The 17,834-nt window shown below is 75.2% G+C and carries 12 protein-coding genes; 7 read left to right on the forward strand and 5 right to left on the reverse strand.

Annotated elements, in window-relative coordinates; translation table 11 throughout:
• Nucleotides 1-482: 482 nt before the first annotated feature.
• From BL253_RS09845 to BL253_RS09855, 3 genes are all read left to right on the forward strand, one after another.
• A complete protein-coding gene (locus BL253_RS09845) occupies nucleotides 483-809 on the forward strand; it encodes a tRNA-binding protein (RefSeq protein ID WP_076815696.1) in 327 nt (108 codons plus the stop codon).
• 172 nt (nucleotides 810-981) lie between these two features.
• Nucleotides 982-4,266: a fused isobutyryl-CoA mutase/GTPase IcmF gene (gene icmF, locus BL253_RS09850; protein WP_076815698.1), complete on the forward strand. Its 3,285-nt coding sequence runs from the start codon at nucleotides 982-984 to the stop codon at nucleotides 4,264-4,266.
• A 288-nt stretch (nucleotides 4,267-4,554) separates the two neighbouring features.
• On the forward strand, nucleotides 4,555-5,061 hold the full coding sequence (locus tag BL253_RS09855) for a MarR family winged helix-turn-helix transcriptional regulator (RefSeq protein WP_076815700.1): 507 nt from the start codon (nucleotides 4,555-4,557) through the stop codon (nucleotides 5,059-5,061).
• A 12-nt stretch (nucleotides 5,062-5,073) separates the two neighbouring features.
• On the opposite strand, the gene BL253_RS09860 is transcribed toward BL253_RS09855, so the two are convergent.
• Together BL253_RS09860 and BL253_RS09865 are read right to left on the reverse strand one after the other, a co-directional pair.
• Nucleotides 5,074-5,766 (reverse strand): response regulator, encoded by a 693-nt coding sequence (locus tag BL253_RS09860; RefSeq protein WP_076815962.1) that lies wholly within the window; start codon nucleotides 5,764-5,766, stop codon nucleotides 5,074-5,076.
• A 185-nt stretch (nucleotides 5,767-5,951) separates the two neighbouring features.
• Nucleotides 5,952-7,775 (reverse strand): sensor histidine kinase, encoded by a 1,824-nt coding sequence (locus BL253_RS09865; protein WP_274535197.1) that lies wholly within the window; start codon nucleotides 7,773-7,775, stop codon nucleotides 5,952-5,954.
• A 339-nt stretch (nucleotides 7,776-8,114) separates the two neighbouring features.
• Between BL253_RS09865 and BL253_RS09870 the strand changes: the two genes are divergently transcribed.
• Together BL253_RS09870 and BL253_RS09875 are read left to right on the forward strand one after the other, a co-directional pair.
• The gene (locus BL253_RS09870) at nucleotides 8,115-9,014 is read left to right on the forward strand and encodes an ABC transporter ATP-binding protein (RefSeq protein WP_081438184.1); all 900 of its coding nucleotides are present in this window, start codon (nucleotides 8,115-8,117) and stop codon (nucleotides 9,012-9,014) included.
• The gene (locus BL253_RS09875; RefSeq protein ID WP_081438185.1) at nucleotides 9,011-11,443 is read left to right on the forward strand and encodes an ABC transporter permease; all 2,433 of its coding nucleotides are present in this window, start codon (nucleotides 9,011-9,013) and stop codon (nucleotides 11,441-11,443) included. The genes BL253_RS09870 and BL253_RS09875 overlap by 4 nt, the downstream gene beginning before the upstream one ends.
• Before the next feature lie 151 nt (nucleotides 11,444-11,594).
• Here BL253_RS09875 and BL253_RS09880 read toward each other — a convergent pair whose 3' ends face one another.
• Genes BL253_RS09880 through cbiE form a run of 3 tightly spaced genes read right to left on the reverse strand, consistent with a single transcriptional unit; the run spans nucleotide 11,595 to nucleotide 14,634 of the window.
• Complete coding sequence (locus BL253_RS09880) at nucleotides 11,595-12,437, reverse strand: cobalt-precorrin-6A reductase (protein WP_076815704.1); 843 nt, start codon at nucleotides 12,435-12,437, stop codon at nucleotides 11,595-11,597.
• Nucleotides 12,425-13,177 (reverse strand): precorrin-4 C(11)-methyltransferase, encoded by a 753-nt coding sequence (gene cobM, locus BL253_RS09885; RefSeq protein WP_076815705.1) that lies wholly within the window; start codon nucleotides 13,175-13,177, stop codon nucleotides 12,425-12,427. The genes BL253_RS09880 and cobM overlap by 13 nt, the downstream gene beginning before the upstream one ends.
• Nucleotides 13,174-14,634, reverse strand: coding sequence for a precorrin-6y C5,15-methyltransferase (decarboxylating) subunit CbiE (gene cbiE, locus BL253_RS09890; protein ID WP_081438186.1), 1,461 nt, complete (start codon nucleotides 14,632-14,634; stop codon nucleotides 13,174-13,176). Before cbiE ends, cobM begins: the two co-directional genes overlap by 4 nt.
• Before the next feature lie 294 nt (nucleotides 14,635-14,928).
• On the opposite strand from cbiE, the gene BL253_RS09895 reads away from it, so the two are divergent.
• A complete protein-coding gene (locus BL253_RS09895) occupies nucleotides 14,929-17,187 on the forward strand; it encodes a VWA domain-containing protein (RefSeq protein WP_076815707.1) in 2,259 nt (752 codons plus the stop codon).
• The gene (cobO, locus tag BL253_RS09900) at nucleotides 17,187-17,801 is read left to right on the forward strand and encodes a cob(I)yrinic acid a,c-diamide adenosyltransferase (protein WP_076815709.1); all 615 of its coding nucleotides are present in this window, start codon (nucleotides 17,187-17,189) and stop codon (nucleotides 17,799-17,801) included. Before BL253_RS09895 ends, cobO begins: the two co-directional genes overlap by 1 nt.
• The last annotated feature ends 33 nt before the right edge of the window (nucleotides 17,802-17,834 follow it).

Below are 17,834 nucleotides of genomic sequence, written 5' to 3' on the forward strand. Positions count from 1 at the left end.
GGTCACCGCCGAACAACTCGTAAGACGGAAGGCCCGTCGTCCCCCAGAACATGTTCCTGGGTGCGGACGACGGGCCTTCCGCATGCCCCGGCCCCTGCGCCACACCCCGAAACAGCCCCGAACAGCCACACCGCCAGCGATGCGACGGCCCCGGTCACGCACACCTCCCGACCAGGCCCGTCACACCAACCAACGCTCCCGCCTGGCCACCCCCGACGCGACCCGATCCGCGGCCCACCCCGCCAACACCGGCCACCAGCCGAGGGCGCCCCGCGCCCAACGGCGTTCCGCGGAACGGGTGGATCTCCGCGTTCCGCGGAACGGGTGGATCTCCGCGTTCCGCGGAACGGGTGGATCTCCGCGTTCCGCGGAACGGGTGGATCTCCGCGTTCCGCGGAACGGGTGGATCGAGTGTGGAAGGGAGTCTTCGGTATGGCTTTGGGCGAGTAGAGGCTGAGGGGAGCCCCGCGAGGCTTCCCGACGTGACTCCCGCTGAGTTCGCGCGGATCGACATGCGAGTCGGCCGGATCGTCGAGGTGCTGGACTTCCCGACGGCGCGGCGGCCCGCCTGGCGGCTGTCGATCGAGCTGGGCACCACGATCGGTGTGCTCACGACCAGCGCTCAGGTGACGAACTATCCGCGTGCGGAGCTACTGGGCCGCCTGGTGGTCGTCGCGGTCAACCTCGGTGTCAGGCAGATCGGGCCGGTACGTAGCGAGTGCCTGGTACTCGGCGCCGTGGACGCGGGTGGCGCTGTGACGCTGCTTGAGGTGCCTGACGGCACTCCGGTCGGCATCCGGATCGCCTGAACTCACGGTCGCGGGAAGCTGCGCCTGCCGGCTTCGAGGCGGGATCGACTGCGTCACAGTCGGTAAGACGATCGTTGGTCCGCTGGCACCCGATAGATGGACGTCCTACTATCGGTAGGCCAAGCTACGTCGCCACCCGGCCTGCATGGGCCGTCTCTCAGGAGTGCATGCGATGAGCGCAACCTCAGCCCTCCATACGCCGGTCTACCCGTTCCGGGCTGTCACCGCCGGCTCGCTGTTCGACGGGCACGACGCCGCGATCAACATCATGCGGCGCCTGCTCCAGGCGCAGGGTGCTGAGGTGATCCACCTTGGCCACGACCGCGGCGTCGAACAGGTAGTAACGGCCGCGGTCCAGGAGGACGTCAACGCCGTCTACGTGTCCTCCTACCAGGGTGGACACGTCGAGTACTTCAGTTACCTCGTCGAGCGGCTCCGCGAGCGGGGCGCCGGCCACATCCGGGTCTACGGCGGCGGCGGCGGGGTCATCGTCCCGGAAGAGATCGAGCTGTTGCACGCTCGCGGTGTCGCCAGGATCTTCTCGCCGACGGACGGGCAGCGACTCGGCCTTCCGGCGATGATCAACGTCACTCTGCAGGAGAGCGATCGGGACCTCGCGGCCGAGCACTCCTCTCTCGACGCGTTGCTCGCGGGCGATGAGACGGCGCTGGCCCGGACTATCTCCGTCCTGGAGGCCGGCCGTTCCCCCGAGTTCGCGGAGGCTGTGCGGTCGGYCGCCGCCGGTCGAACAGTCCCCGTGCTCGGCATCACCGGCACCGGTGGCTCCGGCAAGTCGTCGCTCACCGACGAACTGATCCGCAGGCTTCGCCTCGATCAGGAGGACAAGCTGCGGATCGCGGTGATCGCCGTCGACCCGAGCCGTCGCCGCGGGGGCGGTGCGTTGCTCGGCGACCGGATCCGGATGAACTCCCTCGGCGACACCGCTCCCGGCGGCCCGGTCTACTTCCGTTCGCTGGCCACCAGGACCGCCGGCGCGGAGGTCCCCGGACATCTGTCCGAGATCATCGCCGCGACCAAGGCCGCCGGCTTTGACCTGGTCATCGTCGAGACTCCGGGCATCGGACAGGGAGACGCGGCGATTGTGCCGTATTGCGATGTCTCTCTCTATGTGATGACGCCGGAGTACGGAGCCGCGTCCCAGCTCGAGAAGATCGACATGCTGGACTTCGCGGACGTCGTCGCCATCAACAAGTTCGAACGGCGGGGCGCCGAGGACGCGCGCCGCGACGTGGCTCGCCAGCTGGTCCGCAACCGCGAGGCTTTTGGCACTTCATGGGACGAGATGCCGGTCTACGGCACCTCGGCGGCGCGATTCAAYGACGATGGCGTCACTGCGCTCTACCAGGAACTGAAGAGACTGCTTGGCGGGCACGGCTTGGCCCTTGGGCCGGGAAGGCTGCCCGCCGTCACCGTGCGCGCCTCCAGCGGCCTGACGACCGTCGTTCCGCCGGCGCGGGTCCGCTACCTAGCCGAGGTGGCCGAGAGCGTCCGCGACTACCACGCCAGGACCGAGCGGCAGGCCGAGACGGCTCGGCTGCGGCAGCACATCTCCAGCACGCTGGAGGCGCTCGAAGGCGCCGAGGCTCGTTCCAGCGCCCCGACCGACGCGCCCAACTCGGCGGCGGCCGCCGTTGCCGCCCTGCGTGACGAGGCCGATGCCAGGCTCGATCCAGAGACCCGCAAGCTGATCGAGTCGTGGCCGACGCTTGTCGCCGAGCGCGCCGGCGACGAGATGGTCTACCGGGTGCGGGACAACGAGATCCGGACGCCGCTGACCCGGACGACGCTGTCAGGTACCAAGATCTCCCGCGTGGCGGTCCCGAAGATCGACGATGATGGCCGCCTGGTGAGGTTCCTGCGCCGAGAGAACCTGCCGGGGCTGTTCCCGTTCACTGCCGGCGTCTTCCCGTTCAAGCGGGCCGGTGAGGCGCCGGCCCGCATGTTCGCCGGCGAGGGCGACGCGTTCCGGACCAACCGTCGGTTCCACTTCCTGTCGGAGGGCGCGGCCGCGACCCGGCTGTCGACCGCCTTCGACTCGGTCACGCTCTATGGCCGGGATCCGGAGACGCGTCCGGACATCTATGGCAAGGTCGGCACCTCGGGCGTGTCGATCGCGACCCTTGACGACATGAAGGCGCTCTACGACGGCTTCGATCTCTGTGCGCCTACGACGAGCGTTTCAATGACGATCAATGGTCCGGCGCCCGCCATCCTTGCGATGTTCCTGAACGCCGCGATCGACCAGCAACTGGCGCGGTTCGCGGACGAGAACGGTCGAGAGCCGTCGGCCGACGAGGCCGCGGTGATCCGGGCCAGGGCGCTGTCAACCGTGCGGGGGACCGTGCAGGCCGACATCCTCAAGGAGGACCAGGGCCAGAACACCTGCATCTTCTCCACCGAGTTCGCGCTGCGCTGCATGGCGGACGTGCAGGAATGGTTCATCCAGAACGCGGTCCGCAACTTCTACTCGGTCTCGATCTCCGGCTACCACATCGCCGAAGCCGGGGCGAACCCGATCAGCCAGCTCGCGTTCACGCTCGCCAACGGCTTCACCTACGTCGAGACGTACCTCGCCCGAGGCATGAAGATCGACGACTTCGCGCCGAACCTGTCGTTCTTCTTCTCCAACGGCATGGACGCCGAGTACAACGTGATCGGCCGGGTTGCCCGGCGGATCTGGGCTGTCGCGATGCGCGAGAAGTACGGGGCCAGCGAGCGCTCGCAGAAGCTGAAGTACCACGTCCAGACCTCCGGCCGATCCCTGYACGCGCAGGAGATGAACTTCAACGACATCCGGACGACGCTGCAGGCTCTGTGCGCGATCTACGACAACTGCAACAGCCTGCACACCAACGCGTATGACGAGGCCGTGACGACGCCGACCGAGCAGTCCGTCCGCCGCGCGCTGGCCATCCAGATGATCATTGACAAGGAGTGGGGCCTGGCCGGCAACGAGAACCCGTTGCAGGGGTCCTACATCATCGAGGAGCTCACCGACCTCGTCGAGGAGGCGGTCCTCGCGGAGTTCGAGCGGATCTCCGAGCGCGGCGGCGTGCTCGGCGCGATGGAGACCGGCTACCAGCGCGGGCGCATCCAGGACGAGTCGATGCTCTACGAGCACCGGAAGCACGACGGCTCGCTCCCCATCGTCGGAGTCAACACCTTCCTTGCCCCGGAAGGTTCGGACGACACCGCCACCTCCCTGGAACTCGCCCGGGCCACGGAAGGCGAGAAGAAGTCCCAGCTCGACCGGGTGGCGGACTTCCACAACCGGCACCGCGACGAGGCCCAGGAGACGCTGCGCCGGCTTCGCGATGTCGCGGCCGYCGGCGGCAACACCTTCGCGGCGCTGATGGACGCCGTCCGGGTGTGCTCGCTCGGCCAGATCACCGAGGGGTTCTTCGAGGTCGGTGGCCAGTACCGCCGCAACGTCTAGGCGCCGAGCGGTCGCGCAGGCCGACCCCCGGGGCTGCCGGCGACCGGGGCTGCCGGCGACCGGGGCTGCCGGCGACCGGGGCTGGCGGGCGCGACGGGTGATACCGATGGGTAGGTACGGTGGTACCGGTGGGTAGGGTGTGGCGTCAGCCGCGCCGCGCGCGGCGGCGCCGTTTTGCCTTGACGTCCGGACGTGGGATGCAATGAGCACCACCCACCGTGACCACAGGCCGAGACCCGCGTCGACGGTGGCCCCCGTCGACGCCAGCACCCGCCGGAGCGCAGTATCGTGCCGCCGCGCAAGCCCCTCCCGTTCGACCCGATCGCCGAGGCGCGACGGCAGTGGTCCGCGCACGGATGGGCGCAGGCCGCCGACGGGATGGCCGCCGTCACCTCACTGATGCGTGCCCAGCAGATCGTGCTGGCCCGCGTCGACGAGGTGCTGCGGCCGTTCGAGCTGACGTTCGCCCGCTACGAGGTGCTGATGCTGCTGCTGTTCAGCCGCAGCGGCTCGCTCCCGCTCAACCGGATCGGCGTCCGCCTGCAGGTCCACCCGACGAGCGTCACCAGCGCCGTCGACCGGCTCGAGACACGCGGCCACGTGCGCCGCACCCCACACCCGACCGACCGGCGCGCGATCCTCGCCGAGATCACCGAGGAGGGCCGGGCGACCGCGCTCGCAGCCACCGAGAAGCTCAACGACACCGTCTTCGCGGAGCCCGGACTGCCCGACGGCGGCATCGACACCCTCGTCGGCCTGCTCAACGAGATGCGCCAGGCCGCGGGCGACTTCTAGGCACCCAGGTGCCTAGAAGTCGCCCGCGGCGGGGCGGGCGGCCGAGCCCGCGGCGCCTGGGGTGCCCGGGGTGACGAGACCGGTCTCGTAGGCGACGACGACGGCCTGCGCGCGGTCGCGCAGGCGCAGCTTGGCCAGGATGCGGGCGACGTGGGTCTTCACCGTCGCCTCGCTCAGCTGGAAGGCGACGGCGAGCTCGGCGTTGCTCTGGCCGGTCGCGAGCAGGCGCAGGACCTCCAGCTCCCGCGGGGTGAGCGTGGCCAGGTCGCGGTGGATCGCGCCGGCCTGCCGGCCGGGGGCGGCGAACCGCTCGACGAGGCGGCGGGTGATCGTCGGGGCGAGCAGCGCGTCGCCGGCGCGCACCAGCCGGACCGCCGCGACGAGCTGCTCGGGCGTCACGTCCTTGAGGAGGAAGCCGCTCGCGCCGGCGGCCAGCGCCGCGTAGACGTACCGGTCGAGGTCGAACGTCGTCAACATGATCACGCGCGGCGACGCGTCCGCGCCCGCCAGGATCCGCCGTGCCGCCTCCAGGCCGTCCATCTCGGGCATCCGGATGTCCATGAGCACGACGTCGGGCCTGGTCCGGCGGACCGCCTCGACGGCGCGCACCCCGTCGGCCGCCTCGGCGACCACCTCGATCCCGTCGGCCGTCAGGATCATCCGGAAGCCCGCCCTTACCAGCGCCTGGTCATCGGCGATCACCACCCGCGGCCTGGGCGATCCGCCGTCCGGCCTCGACGCCGCGGCGGGGCCGGCCACGTCCACGGCCGACCGCGGGCCCGCGCCGCGTAGCCCGCCTGGCCCACCCGGGCTGCCTGGCCCACCCGGGCTGCCTGGCCCACCCGGGCTGTCCGGGCTGCCGGCGCTCTCGTCCGTGGGAACGTTCGGGCTCACGAGGACGTACTTTTCAGCGAGCCGGGCGCGGCGTCCAGCGGGCCGGCTGGCCCGGCCTCGAGCGGGATCTGGGCGCGGACGCCGAACCCGCCGAGCGGGAGCCGGCCAGCCCACAGCGAGCCGCCGTAGACGGCGAGCCGCTCCCGCAGGCCGACCAGACCGGCGCCGCCGCCGGATCCGGCGACCGCGGTCGGCCGCCCGCCGTTGTCGGTCACCTCGAGGCGCAGCTCGGCGGGCCGGCGGTCGACGACGATCCTGACGCGGGCGCCGGAGGCGTGCCTGACGGCGTTGGTCAGTGCCTCCTGCACCACCCGGAACGCGGCCAGGTCGACGCCGGGCGGCAGCTCCACCGGTGTCCCTGCCTCCACCGGTGTCCCCGTCGTGACCAGCTCGACGTTCACCCCCGCCGCCCTGACCCTGCCGACCAGCGTCGCCAGCTGGCCGAGGCCGGGTTGGGGCGCGAGGTCGTCGTCCGTCGGACCCGTGGTGCCGTCCGCCGCCGCCCCGACGGGCGCATGCCACCCAGAGCCGCCCGCCGCGCCGTCGGCGGCGGCTCGGCCGGCACCGGCCGGCGTGGCGGCCACCCCGGCCGCCTCGGAGCCATTGCCATCTCTGTCCTCACCATCCTCGCCGCCGCCGGGCAGGCTCGGTCCGGCGGTGGCCGGTGTCTCGGCGTCCGCCATGGTGAGGAGGCCCATCACGTGGCGCAGCTCGGTCATGGCCGCCCGGCCGCTGCTCTCGACGGCGAGCATCGCCTCCCGAGCCTGGTCCGGCGCCGCGTCCAGGACCTTGCGGGCCGCGCCGGCCTGGATGATCATCACGCTGACGCTGTGGGTGACCACATCGTGTAGCTCCCGCGCGATGCGGGCCCGTTCCTGCTCGACCGCCCGCCGGCTGGCGGCCTCCTGCTCCGCGGCGACGACGCTAGCCCGTTGCTGACGCAGGTGGATCGCATTGGCCGCGAGCCCGATGAGGACCAGCACGATGAAGGGCAGGTAGACCGGCCGGAAGTCGGGGATGTTGTCCTTCGGGAACGCGACTACCTGCGCGGCACCGACCAGGACGCTCGCCACCGCCAGCGCCCGGTGCGGGCTGTAGACGGCGGCGCTGTAGGCCGCGACCAGCAGTGCGACGAACGTGAACGGGATCGCGTCCTCGACGGTGACGCCCCGGTGGAACGCGACAGTGGCCGCCAGCACCGCCCAGTAGGCGGCGAGCGGTCGCCAGCGGCGCGCGACCAGCGGCAGCGCGACCAGCACCGCGGCGATCAGCTGCCAGTACGGAACCGCCTCAGGCTGGAGATCGAACAGCCACGGCCGCTGAAAGGGATCGCCGTCGGCGGCGTCGGGTGCGTCCGCCGGGTCGTCGGGCAGGTCCGTGGGGCCGGCAGGTACGTCCGTGGGCCCGGCGGGCGCGTAGGCCGGGCCCACGGGCGCGTAGGCCGGACCGGTGGGCGCGTAGGCCGGACCGGTGGGATCCGCGGCGGCTCCGGGGCGCGCGGTCACCTGGCCGCCGGAACGGACGGGGTCCGGCGGGGCCGGCCGATCGGGCCGGGCCGGGGGGACCAGCCCGTCAGCCCGCGCCACGGCCGCCGCCGACTGGGCCGACGGCAACCGCGGGACCACCAGGCTGCCACCGTTGCGCGCGGCGACCAGCGTCGCCGCGACCAGCACGAACGCGAGGATCCCGTCCGCCATCCACGCCCACGGCGACAGCCGCGCCGGCAGGCCGCCGGCCCCCCGCCAGGGCCCGAGGCCCGGCCACCGCCACCGGACTCCGGCGGCACGCCGCCGGAGTCCGGGCGGGTCCGTGGTCGTCATCGCCGAGATCACCGGCCCGCATCCGTCCGAGCGGACGCCGGCCCGCGCGCGGCCAGGGAGGAGGCCGGCCCGTGTCTGGACGCGGAGGACGCCGGCCCGCGGTCGGCCAGAAGGAACACCGTCCCAGTGTGGCAAGTCGGCACCCGGTCGGCGTCCGTCCCGGGCGGGAGCGCCGGGCGCCGCGTACATCGGTCGCGTACATCGCATGGATGACGCGCGGCCCGGATCGGCCGGCTGGGCGAGCCGGCGTCGCCATCGCGGGCGACGCGCGCCGGCCCGGCCCGCGCCTAGCGTCCCGTCCGTCGAGATCACCCACCGAAACCATGGAGGACGACGGACGTGACCACACCCAGCAGCCCGACCCCAGCCGGGCCGCCCGGCGCGGCGCCGGCCCAGGGCCGTCCCGAGAGGGCACAGCAGGCCGGCGCCGGCACCTGGACCGCCGCGGGCGATCCCGTCATCGAGGCGCGCGGGCTGACCAAGGCCTACGGCACCGGGGCGCCGGCGCTGGTGGATGTCTCACTGACGGTGCGGGCCGGTGAGGCGGTGGCGATCGTCGGCCCGTCGGGCAGCGGCAAGTCGACCCTGCTCAACCTGATCGCCGGGCTGGACCGGCCGACGGCGGGCAGCGTGACCGTGGGCGGCGAGCGCATCGACCAGATGAGCGAGACCGCGTCGGCCCGCTACCGGCGGGCCGGCGTCGGCATGGTCTTCCAGTTCTTCAACCTGCTCGACGACCTGACCGTCCTCGACAACATCCTGCTGCCGGCCCAGCTCGCCGGGCTGGACCGCGCCAGGGCCCGCCAGCGGGCCGCCGACCTGCTGGGCTACCTGGGCATCGCCCGGCACGCCGCGGCCTACCCGGGCCGGCTGTCCGGCGGGGAGCGCCAGCGGGTCGCCGTCGCCCGCGCCCTGATGAACAGCCCGGCGGTGCTGCTGGCCGACGAGCCGACCGGTGCCCTCGACCGCGGGGCGGCCCGAGACGTCCAGCAGCTCCTCGTCGACCTGGGCCGAGAGGGCCTGACGATCGTGCTGGTCACCCACGACATCGCCCTGGCGCGGGCGTGCGCCACCAGGACGGTCGAGCTGGTCGACGGCGCGGTCGCCCGCGACGTGCTGGTGTCCCGAGGGCTGACACCGACGGGAGACACACCGTTCACCGGTCCTACCGCGCTCACCGGACACGCCGGCATCACCGGAGGAACCGCCGCGGCGGGGGACGGGGCGGTGGCCCGGTGAGGCTCGGGAGCGGCCGGGCGGCCGCGACGCGCAAGGTGGTGCTCGGCGGCCTCGGCCGGCGCCGGGCCCAGACGGCGGTCCTCGTCGCCACCGTCCTGACGGCCGTCACCGCGTCGCTGCTCGCCACCGGGCTGCTGGTCGGGTCCAGTGCCCCGTTCGACCGTGCCTTCTCCCAGCAGCACGGCGCGCACCTGACCGCCGAGGTGGACGCGGCGAAGGCGACGGCCGCCCAGCTGGCGGCCACCACGCGGCTCGCGGGCGTCGCGGCCACCGCCGGCCCGTTCCCGATGACGACGGTGCACGCCGACCTCGCCGACGCGCCTGGCGCCGCGGGACCGGACCTGCCGCCGCTGGCCGTCGTCGGCCGCGACGACCGCGCCGGGCCGGTCGACCGGGTCAGCCTGGTCGACGGCTCCTGGGTCGACCGCCCCGGCGAGATCGTCCTGGCCGCCAGCCTCGACTTCCGCGTGCCGACCGGCACCCGGCTGGTGGTCCGAGACCTGCCGGGCAGCCCTGAGCTGACGGTGGTGGGCATCGCCCGGTCGACCAGCCGCACCGCCGACGCCTGGGTGACCTCGGCGCAGCTGTCCGCGCTGACCGCGGCCGGCGGGCAGGCCGGCTACGAGATGCTCTACCGGCTCGACGAGGCCGGCACCGCCGCCGCCGTCCACGCCGGGCAGGACGCCGTCGAGGACGCGCTGCCGGACGGCGCGGTCACCGCCACGCGGTCCTACCTGGACCTGCGGCGGGACGCCAACGCCGTGAGCGCGGCCTATGTCCCGTTCGTCGCGGCCTTCGGGGTGCTCGGGCTGGCGATGTCGACGTTGATCATCTCGATCGTGGTCAGCGGCGCCGTCGGCGCCGCGCGCTGGCGGATCGGCGTGCTCAAGTCGCTGGGGTTCACGCCCGGGCAGGTCGTGACGGCCTACGCCGCCCAGACGCTGGCGCCGGCCGCGGTCGGCGTCGGGCTCGGCGTGCTGCTCGGCAACCTGCTCGCCGTACCGGTCCTCGCGGACCAGGCCGACGCGTACGGCGGGCCGGACCCGACGATCCCCCTGTGGGTCGACGCGGCGGTCACGGCCGGCGCGCTCGCCCTGGTCGCCGGCGCCGCCGTCGCCTCGGCGAGGCGCGCCGGGCGGATGCGCACGGTCGAGGCGATCAGCCTCGGCCGTGCCCCGCGGGCCGGCCGGGGCCGGCTCGCCCGGCGTCTGGCCGGCCGGCTGCCGCTGCCCCGCCCGGTCAGCCTGGGGCTCGCGAACCCGTTCGCCCGGCCCGCGCGGGCGGCGGTGCTGGCCGCCGCCGTCGGCCTGGGCGCGCTCGGCGTCACGTTCGCCGTCGGGCTGGGCACGACGCTCACCATGATCCAGAAGGAGAACGGCGGCGAGTCGCCCGCGGCCGTCGCCGTCCACCTGGGGCATGCCGGCGGTGAGCCCGGCGGCGGCCAGCGCGAGGCCGCACCCGGCGAGGCGCCCGGGCCCGGCGGCGGGCCGGCGGGCCCGGAGACCGTCACCGTGGATCCGGCGGCCGTCGCCGCGGCCGTCGCGGCCCAGCCGGGGACCGCCAGCTACTACGGCCTCGCCCAGACGAGGCTCGGCGTGCGCGGCATGGTCGGCGCGGCCGACGTCAGCGCGCTGACTGGCGACCCCGCGGTGGCGGCCCGGCGGCTCATCACCGGGCGCTGGCTCGCGGCGCCCGGTGAGGCCGTCGCCGACACCCGGCTGCTCCGGGCGGCCGGCGCCCGGGTCGGCGACCAGATCACCGTCACCGACGCCGGGCGCGCCGCGACCGTGCTGGTCGTCGGCGAGGTCTTCGACGGGAACGACGACGCGAACCTGCTGACGATGTCGTCGTCCCTGTCCGGACTTCGTCTGGACCTGGCGCCGGAGGAGTTCGGCGTCGACCTGGCGCCCGGGACGGACCTGACGAGCTACCTCCAGGCGGCCGAGGACGCCCTGGCGCCGCTGGGCGCGGACGCGGAGGCGAACGAGGGCGACGAGTCGACCGTGATCGTGGCGATGATCTCGCTGATCACGACGCTCACCCTGATGATCGTCGTCGTGGCCGTGCTCGGCGTGCTCAACACGGTGGTGCTCGACACCCGGGAACGCGTCCACGACCTCGGCGTCTTCAAGGCGCTCGGCATGACGCCGCGGCAGACCATCGTGATGGTGGTGACGTCGGTCGCCGGGATCGGCGCCGTCGCCGGCCTGGTGGGCGTGCCGCTCGGGATCGGGCTGCACCACGCGGTCGTGCCGCTGATGGGCGACGCCATCACGACCGGCATGCCGGCCGCCTACATCGACGTGTACGGCTCGCCGGCACTGGCCGCGCTCGCCGTCGGCGGTCTGGTCATAGCGGCGGCCGGCGCGATGCTCCCCGCCACCTGGGCCGCCGGAACCCGCACCGCCACCGCCCTGCGCACGGAGTAGCCGTCACCCGGTCGGGCGCCCAGGGGCGCCCGGCGGGGTGCGGCCTGGTGGCGGGTGGAATCGGGGTCCGGACTGGCAGGTCGACCCCGATTCCACCCGCGCCGACGAGCCGACGCGCAGGCCGACGGGCGCCTGCCTGAAGGGGCGGGTGTCAGGTCGAACAGACGGGGGCGCCGGGCGCCTGGTCGTCGGGGCGGTCGGCGCGAGGGCCGGGGGCGAGCCCGCGCAGCGCCTCGAGGATGCCGGCCACGTCGGGCCAGGTGGGTGGGACCGGGCCGGTCACGGGGGGCCGGTCGACCATGACCACTGGCAGGCCGAGTGCTCGGGCTGCGTCCAGCTTCGCCGCCGTGAGGCCGCCGCCGCTGTCCTTCGTGACGAGCACCCGGATCCGGTGGTCGCGCAGCAGCCGGGTCTCGCCGTCGACCGTGTAGGGGCCGCGGTCCAGCAGGACGGTGTGCCGGGGCGGCAGGAGGTCGGTGGGGGGATCGACAGCCCTGATCACGTAGTGGCGGTCGGGGTCGGCCGCGAAGGGCGCGAGCTGGCGGCGTCCGGTGGTGACGAGGACGGCGGAGCCGGGCGGGCACAGCGCCCTGGCCCGCTCCCCGGCCGCCGCGAGATCGGGCACGCGGTGCCAGTCGTCGCCGGGACGGCGGGTCCAGCCCGGCCGGGCCAGCCGGAGCAGCGGCACGGCGGCGCCCTCGGCCGAGCGCTCCCCGCCGGCGCCGTCGGCAGCGCACGCGGCGACGGCGTGCACGGACATCGTCGCGGCGAACGGGTGGGTCGCGTCGACGACGACGTCGATCTCGCGGGCGCGCAGGAAGGCCCGCAGGCCGGCGACCCCGCCGAAACCGCCGATCACGGTCTCCCCGGCGGGCAGCGCCGGGTCTCGCACCCGCCCCGCCAGCGACGTCGTGACCGTGTGGCCCGGTTCGCCGACGAGGGCGGCGGCCAGGTCCCGCGCCTCGCGGGTGCCGCCGAGGATCAGGACACGCACGAGCGGTCCCGCTCCACCGAGTACAGATGGCTGTCGCGGAAGCCGCCCGCCGCCAGCGCGTCGCCGACGATGATGACGGCGGCCCGGTGGACCCCGGCGGCTCGCACGGCCGCGGCGATGTCGTCCAGGCGCCCGCGCAGCACGACCTGGTCCGGCCGGGACGCCCACGCGACCACGGCCACGGGGGTGTCGGCGCCGTACACCGGCAGCAGGTCCGCGACCACCGCCTCGATCCGCTGCACGGACAGGTGGATCACCATGGTCGCCCGGGCGGCGCCGAGGGCGGCGAGCGTCTCGCCGGCGGGCATGGCGGAGGCGTTCTCGCTGGTGCGGGTCAGCACGACGCTCTGCGCGACGCCGGGCACGGTCAGCTCGCGGCGCAGCTCGGCGGCGGCGGCCGCGTAGGCCGACACCCCGGGGCATACGTCGTAGGGGACCCCGGCGGCGTCGAGGCGACGCATCTGCTCGGCGACGGCGCTGAAGACCGACGGGTCGCCGCTGCACAGCCGGGCGGCGTCCAGACCGGCCGCGTGCGCGTCGACGAGGTGGCCGACGATCTCGTCGAGGGTGAGCCGCGCGGTGTCGACGAGCCGGGCATCCGGAGGGCAGTGCGCGAGCACCGCCGGATCGACCAGGCTGCCCGCGTACAGGCAGACGGGGGACGCCGCGATCAGGTTCCGGGCGCGCAGCGTGATCAGGTCGGCGGCGCCGGGTCCCGCGCCGATGAAGTGGATGGTCATCGCGTCGCTCCGTTGATGTGGACCCACTGGGTGACCGGGAGGGCGGGCCGGAAGGCCGTGAACGAGCCGACCGGCTCGGCATGGGAGATCGCGATCCGGCGCAGCCGGCCGCCGGCGCGGCGGTGCCAGCCGGCGAGCAGCCCCTCCGTCTCGATCGTGACCGCGTTGACGACGAGGCGGCCCCCGGGCGGCAGGGCGGCGAGACAGGCCTCGATCACGCCGGGGGCGCTGGCACCGCCGCCGACGAACACGGCGTCCGGCGTCGGCAGGCCGGCGAGCGCGCCCGGCGCGCGGCCCTCGACGACGCGCAACGTGCCCGGCGCGGTGGCGCGGATGCCGGCGGCCGCAGCGGAGGTGCCGGCCGCGGTCCGCTCGACGGCACCAGCGAGGCGCTCGGCGTTCGCGCGGAGATGGGCGGCGCGGTCGGCCCGCGGCTCGATGGCCACCGCCCGGCACCGGCGGTCGGCGCGCAGCCACTCGGTCGTGATGCCGCCGCTGCCGGCGCCGACGTCCCAGAGCAGCTCGCCGGGTGCCGGCGCGAGCGCGGCCAGGGTGACCGCGCGGACCTCCTGCTTGGTGAGCACGCCGTCGGTGGCGAACGCGTCATCGGGCAGCCCCGGTACCCGGCCGGTCATCGCCCGCGCGTCGGCCGCGAGGCCCGGCCCGCAGCGGACCGCGACGATCGTGAGCCGGTCGTGCGGCGGCGGCACGGCGCTGGCCGGGTAGCCGCTGGCGGGATGGCCGCCGACGGGGTGGGCGCTGACCCGTTCGTGCGGGCCGCCGAGCCGCTCCAGCACGGTGAGCTCGGCGTCGAGGCCGCGTTCGGCGACGAGGCGGCCGACCTGGGCGGCGCCGTCCTCGTCGCCGGTGAGGACCAGCACCCGGGCGCCGGGGCGCAGCTCGGGGCCGACAGCCGCGTACGGGCGGCCGACCGCGCTGACGACGGCGGCCTCCTCGACCGGCCAGCCGAGCCGCGCGCAGGCCAGCGAGATCGACGAGGGCGCGGGCAGCACCCGCACCTGATCGGCGCCGAGCGCCCGCACGAGCGTCCACCCGACGCCGTAGTGCATCGGGTCGCCGCTGGCCAGCACGGCGACCCTGCGTCCGGGGTGGGTCTCGGGCAGGGCCGCGGCCGCGGCGGCCAGGTCGCGTGGCCAGGCCTCGCTGGCGCGTACCCGCCCGGCGACGAGCGCGAGCTGGCGGGGGCCGCCGAGCACGACGTCCGCCGCGGCGAGCGCCTCCCTCGCCGGCTGGCCGAGCCCGTCCCAGCCGTCCTCGCCGATCCCGACCACGGTCACGCCGAAGCCGACGGCGCGGGCGGGCCCGGCGGGTCCGGCGGCCCCGGCGGCGTGCGTGGACGCCGCGTGCGTTGATGCCGCGTACCCGGATGTGACGGGTCCGGACGCCGCGGGCGCGGGCGCCGCGGGCCGGGCGGCGGGCGGGGGGCTGGCTGGCACAGGGGCGATTGTGCATGTCACCAGGTCGCACCGTCGCGTTGATGGCGGCACGCGGGCCTATGGGGTGTTGGTCGTCACTATCCCCGGGCAGCCCTCCCATGACACCATGCCTGCCAGGCGACACGAGGGGAACTCCGGTGCGGCGCGAGGCGCCAAGGCCGAGGCGGTCCCGCCACTGTGAGCCGCGGCCGGTGCGCCGCGGTGAGCCAGAACACCTCGGCCGCCGCCCGTGGGCAACAGTTCCCGGGCCCGTACGGGTGGCAGGCGCGGACACCTGCCGGTGCGAGGTGCTGCGTGTCCCTGTTCCCCTTCAGCGCGATCGTCGGCATGGACGACCTCCGGCTCGCCCTGGTCCTCAACGCGATCTCTCCCGAGATCGGCGGCGTGCTCGTCCGGGGTGAGAAGGGCACGGCCAAGTCGACGGCGGTGCGCGCCCTCGCGGCGGTGCTGCCGCCGGTGGCGGTGGTGGCCGGCTGCCGGTTCGCCTGCGACCCGCGGCGCCCCGCGGCCGACTGCCCGGACGGCCCGCACGCGTCGGACGGCCCGCACGCGTCGGACGGCCCGCACGCGTCAGCGCGCGCCGTCACCCGGCCGACCCGGCTGTGCGAGCTGCCGGTGGGCACGACCGAGGACCGGCTGGTGGGCTCGCTCGACATCGAGCGGGCGTTGACCGCGGGCGTCGTCTCGTTCGAGCCGGGGCTGCTCGCCGCCGCGCACCGCGGCGTGCTCTACGTCGACGAGGTCAACCTGCTGCACGACCATCTCGTCGACCTGCTGCTCGACGCGGCCGCGCTCGGCGTCGCGCACGTCGAGCGTGACGGCGTGTCGGTGCGGCACGACGCCAGGTTCGTGCTCGTCGGCACGATGAACCCCGAGGAGGGCGAGCTGCGCCCGCAGCTGCTCGACCGGTTCGGGCTGACCGTGCAGGTCGCGGCGCCGCGGGAGACGGCGGCGCGGGCCGAGGTGGTCCGCCGCCGGCTGGCCTTCGACGCCGCCCCCGAGACGTTCGCGGCCGGCTACGCGACTGTGGAGCGGGAGCTGTCGGCGCGGATCGCGGCCGCCCGCGCGGCGCTGCCGGCCGTCCGGCTGCCCGACCGGGAGCTGACTCGGATCGCGGCGGTCTGCGCCGCGTTCGAGGTGGACGGGCTGCGCGCGGACCTGGTCACCGCCCGGGCCGCGCTCGCGCACGCCGCCTGGGAGGGCCGCGCCGAGGTCACCGAGGCCGACGTCCGGGCGGCCGTCGCGCTCGCGCTGCCGCACCGCCGCCGCCGCAACCCCTTCGACGCCCCCGGCCTGGACCCGGGCCAGCTCGACGCCGCGCTGGACGCGGCTCGTCAGCACCTCGACGACGGCGACCCGGCCGACGGCGAACCTGACGTGAGCGACCCTGACGGCGGCGGCCGGGACGACGCGACCTCCGGCGAAGCGGACCTCGCCGCGGCCGCGGCCGCGGACCCGGGCGCGCCGGTCGGGCCTGATGGTCAGGCCGGCCCGGACGGCGAGCCTGACCCGGGCCCCGGTGGGGGCGGCCCGGGGAGCGGTGCGCCCGCGCCTGACGATGCGTCCACAGGCAACGGCGCCGCCGGACGCCCCCGCGCCGACCAGGCGGCCCCGACGCCGCCGGTGGGCGCGGGCGCCGCGGCGCCGGAGAGCGTCGTCGCGCCGTCGGCCACGTTCCGCGCCCGCCGGCTCGAGGTGCCCGGCGTCGGCCGGGGTGTCCCCGGCAGGCGATCGCGCGCGGTCACCGGCGCGGGCGCGATGGTGGGTGCCCAGGTTCCGGCCGGCCGGCTGCGCGACCCGCACCTCGTGGCGACGCTGCTGGCGGCGGCGCCGCACCAGCGGGCGCGCGGGCGCAGCGGCCCTGGCCTGAGGCTCAGCCCCGCCGACCTGCGCCAGGCCAGGCGGGAGGGCCGCGAGGGCAACCTGGTGCTGTTCGCCGTCGACGCCTCCGGCTCGATGGCGGCGCGGGCGCGGATGGCCACGGTCAAGGCGGCCGTGCTGTCGCTCCTGCTCGACGCCTACCAGCGCCGCGACAAGATCGGCCTGGTGACGTTCCGCGGCGAGGCCGCGCAGCTGGCGCTCCCGCCGACGTCGTCGGTGGACGTCGCGGCGGCGAGGCTGGCGGAGCTGCCGGCCGGCGGGCGCACGCCGCTGGCCGAGGGCCTGCTGCTCGCGCACCGCACCCTCGCCAGGGAACGGCTGCGCGACCCGAGCCGCCGGGCGCTGCTCGTCGTGCTGACCGACGGCCGGCACACCGCCGGGCCCGCGCCCGGCCCGGCCGCCGAGCTGCTCGCCCGCGCCGGGGTCGCCGCGGTCGTCGTCGACTGCGAGACGGGCCGGGTCCGCCTGGGGCTCGCCGGGGTGCTCGCCGCCGGGCTCGGTGCCCCGCTGCTGACGCTCGCCGACCTCACCGCGCCCGGCGCCGCGCCGCACGCCGCTGGGGCGGACACCCCCGGCGGGAGGCGAAGCCGGCCCGCCGCCGCGGGCCCGGACGCCGCCGGCGCGGGTGCCGGTCTCGCCGCCACCGTCCGCGCGTTGCGGGACGCCGCCTGATGGCCCCGCAGGGAAAGGTCACGAGTGTTCCCGACGACGGGCTCACGACCCGGGCGCGGCGCAACCGGCCGCTGGTGATCGTCCACACCGGCGACATGAAGGGGAAGTCGACGGCTGCCTTCGGGCTGGCGCTGCGCGGCTGGAACCAGGGCTGGCCGATCGGCGTGTTCCAGTTCGTCAAGAGCGCCAAGTGGAAGGTCGGCGAGGAGAACGCGCTGCGGGCGCTGGGCCGGCTGCACGAACAGACCGGCGAGGGCGCGCCGGTGGACTGGTTCAAGATGGGCTCCGGCTGGTCGTGGACGCAGCGCGGCCCGCTGGACGACCACGCCGCGGCCGCCGCCGAGGGCTGGGAGCGGATCAAGGCCGACCTCGCCGCTCAGACCTACGGCCTGCTGGTGCTCGACGAGTTCACGTACGCGATCGACTGGGGATGGGTGGACGTCGAGGACGTCGTGGCCACGCTCGCCGCGCGCCCCGGCTTCCAGCAYGTCGTCATCACCGGCCGCCGGGCGCACCYGCGGCTGGTCGAGGCGGCCGACCTGGTGGTCGAGATGACCAAGATCAAGCACCCGATGGACGCCGGGCAGAAGGGCCAGCGGGGGATCGAATGGTGATCACCACTCCGGCGTCCCCAACCAGCGAGGCGA

The organism is Pseudofrankia asymbiotica, assembly GCF_001983105.1.
In the GTDB taxonomy this organism is placed as follows: domain Bacteria; phylum Actinomycetota; class Actinomycetes; order Frankiales; family Frankiaceae; genus Pseudofrankia; species Pseudofrankia asymbiotica.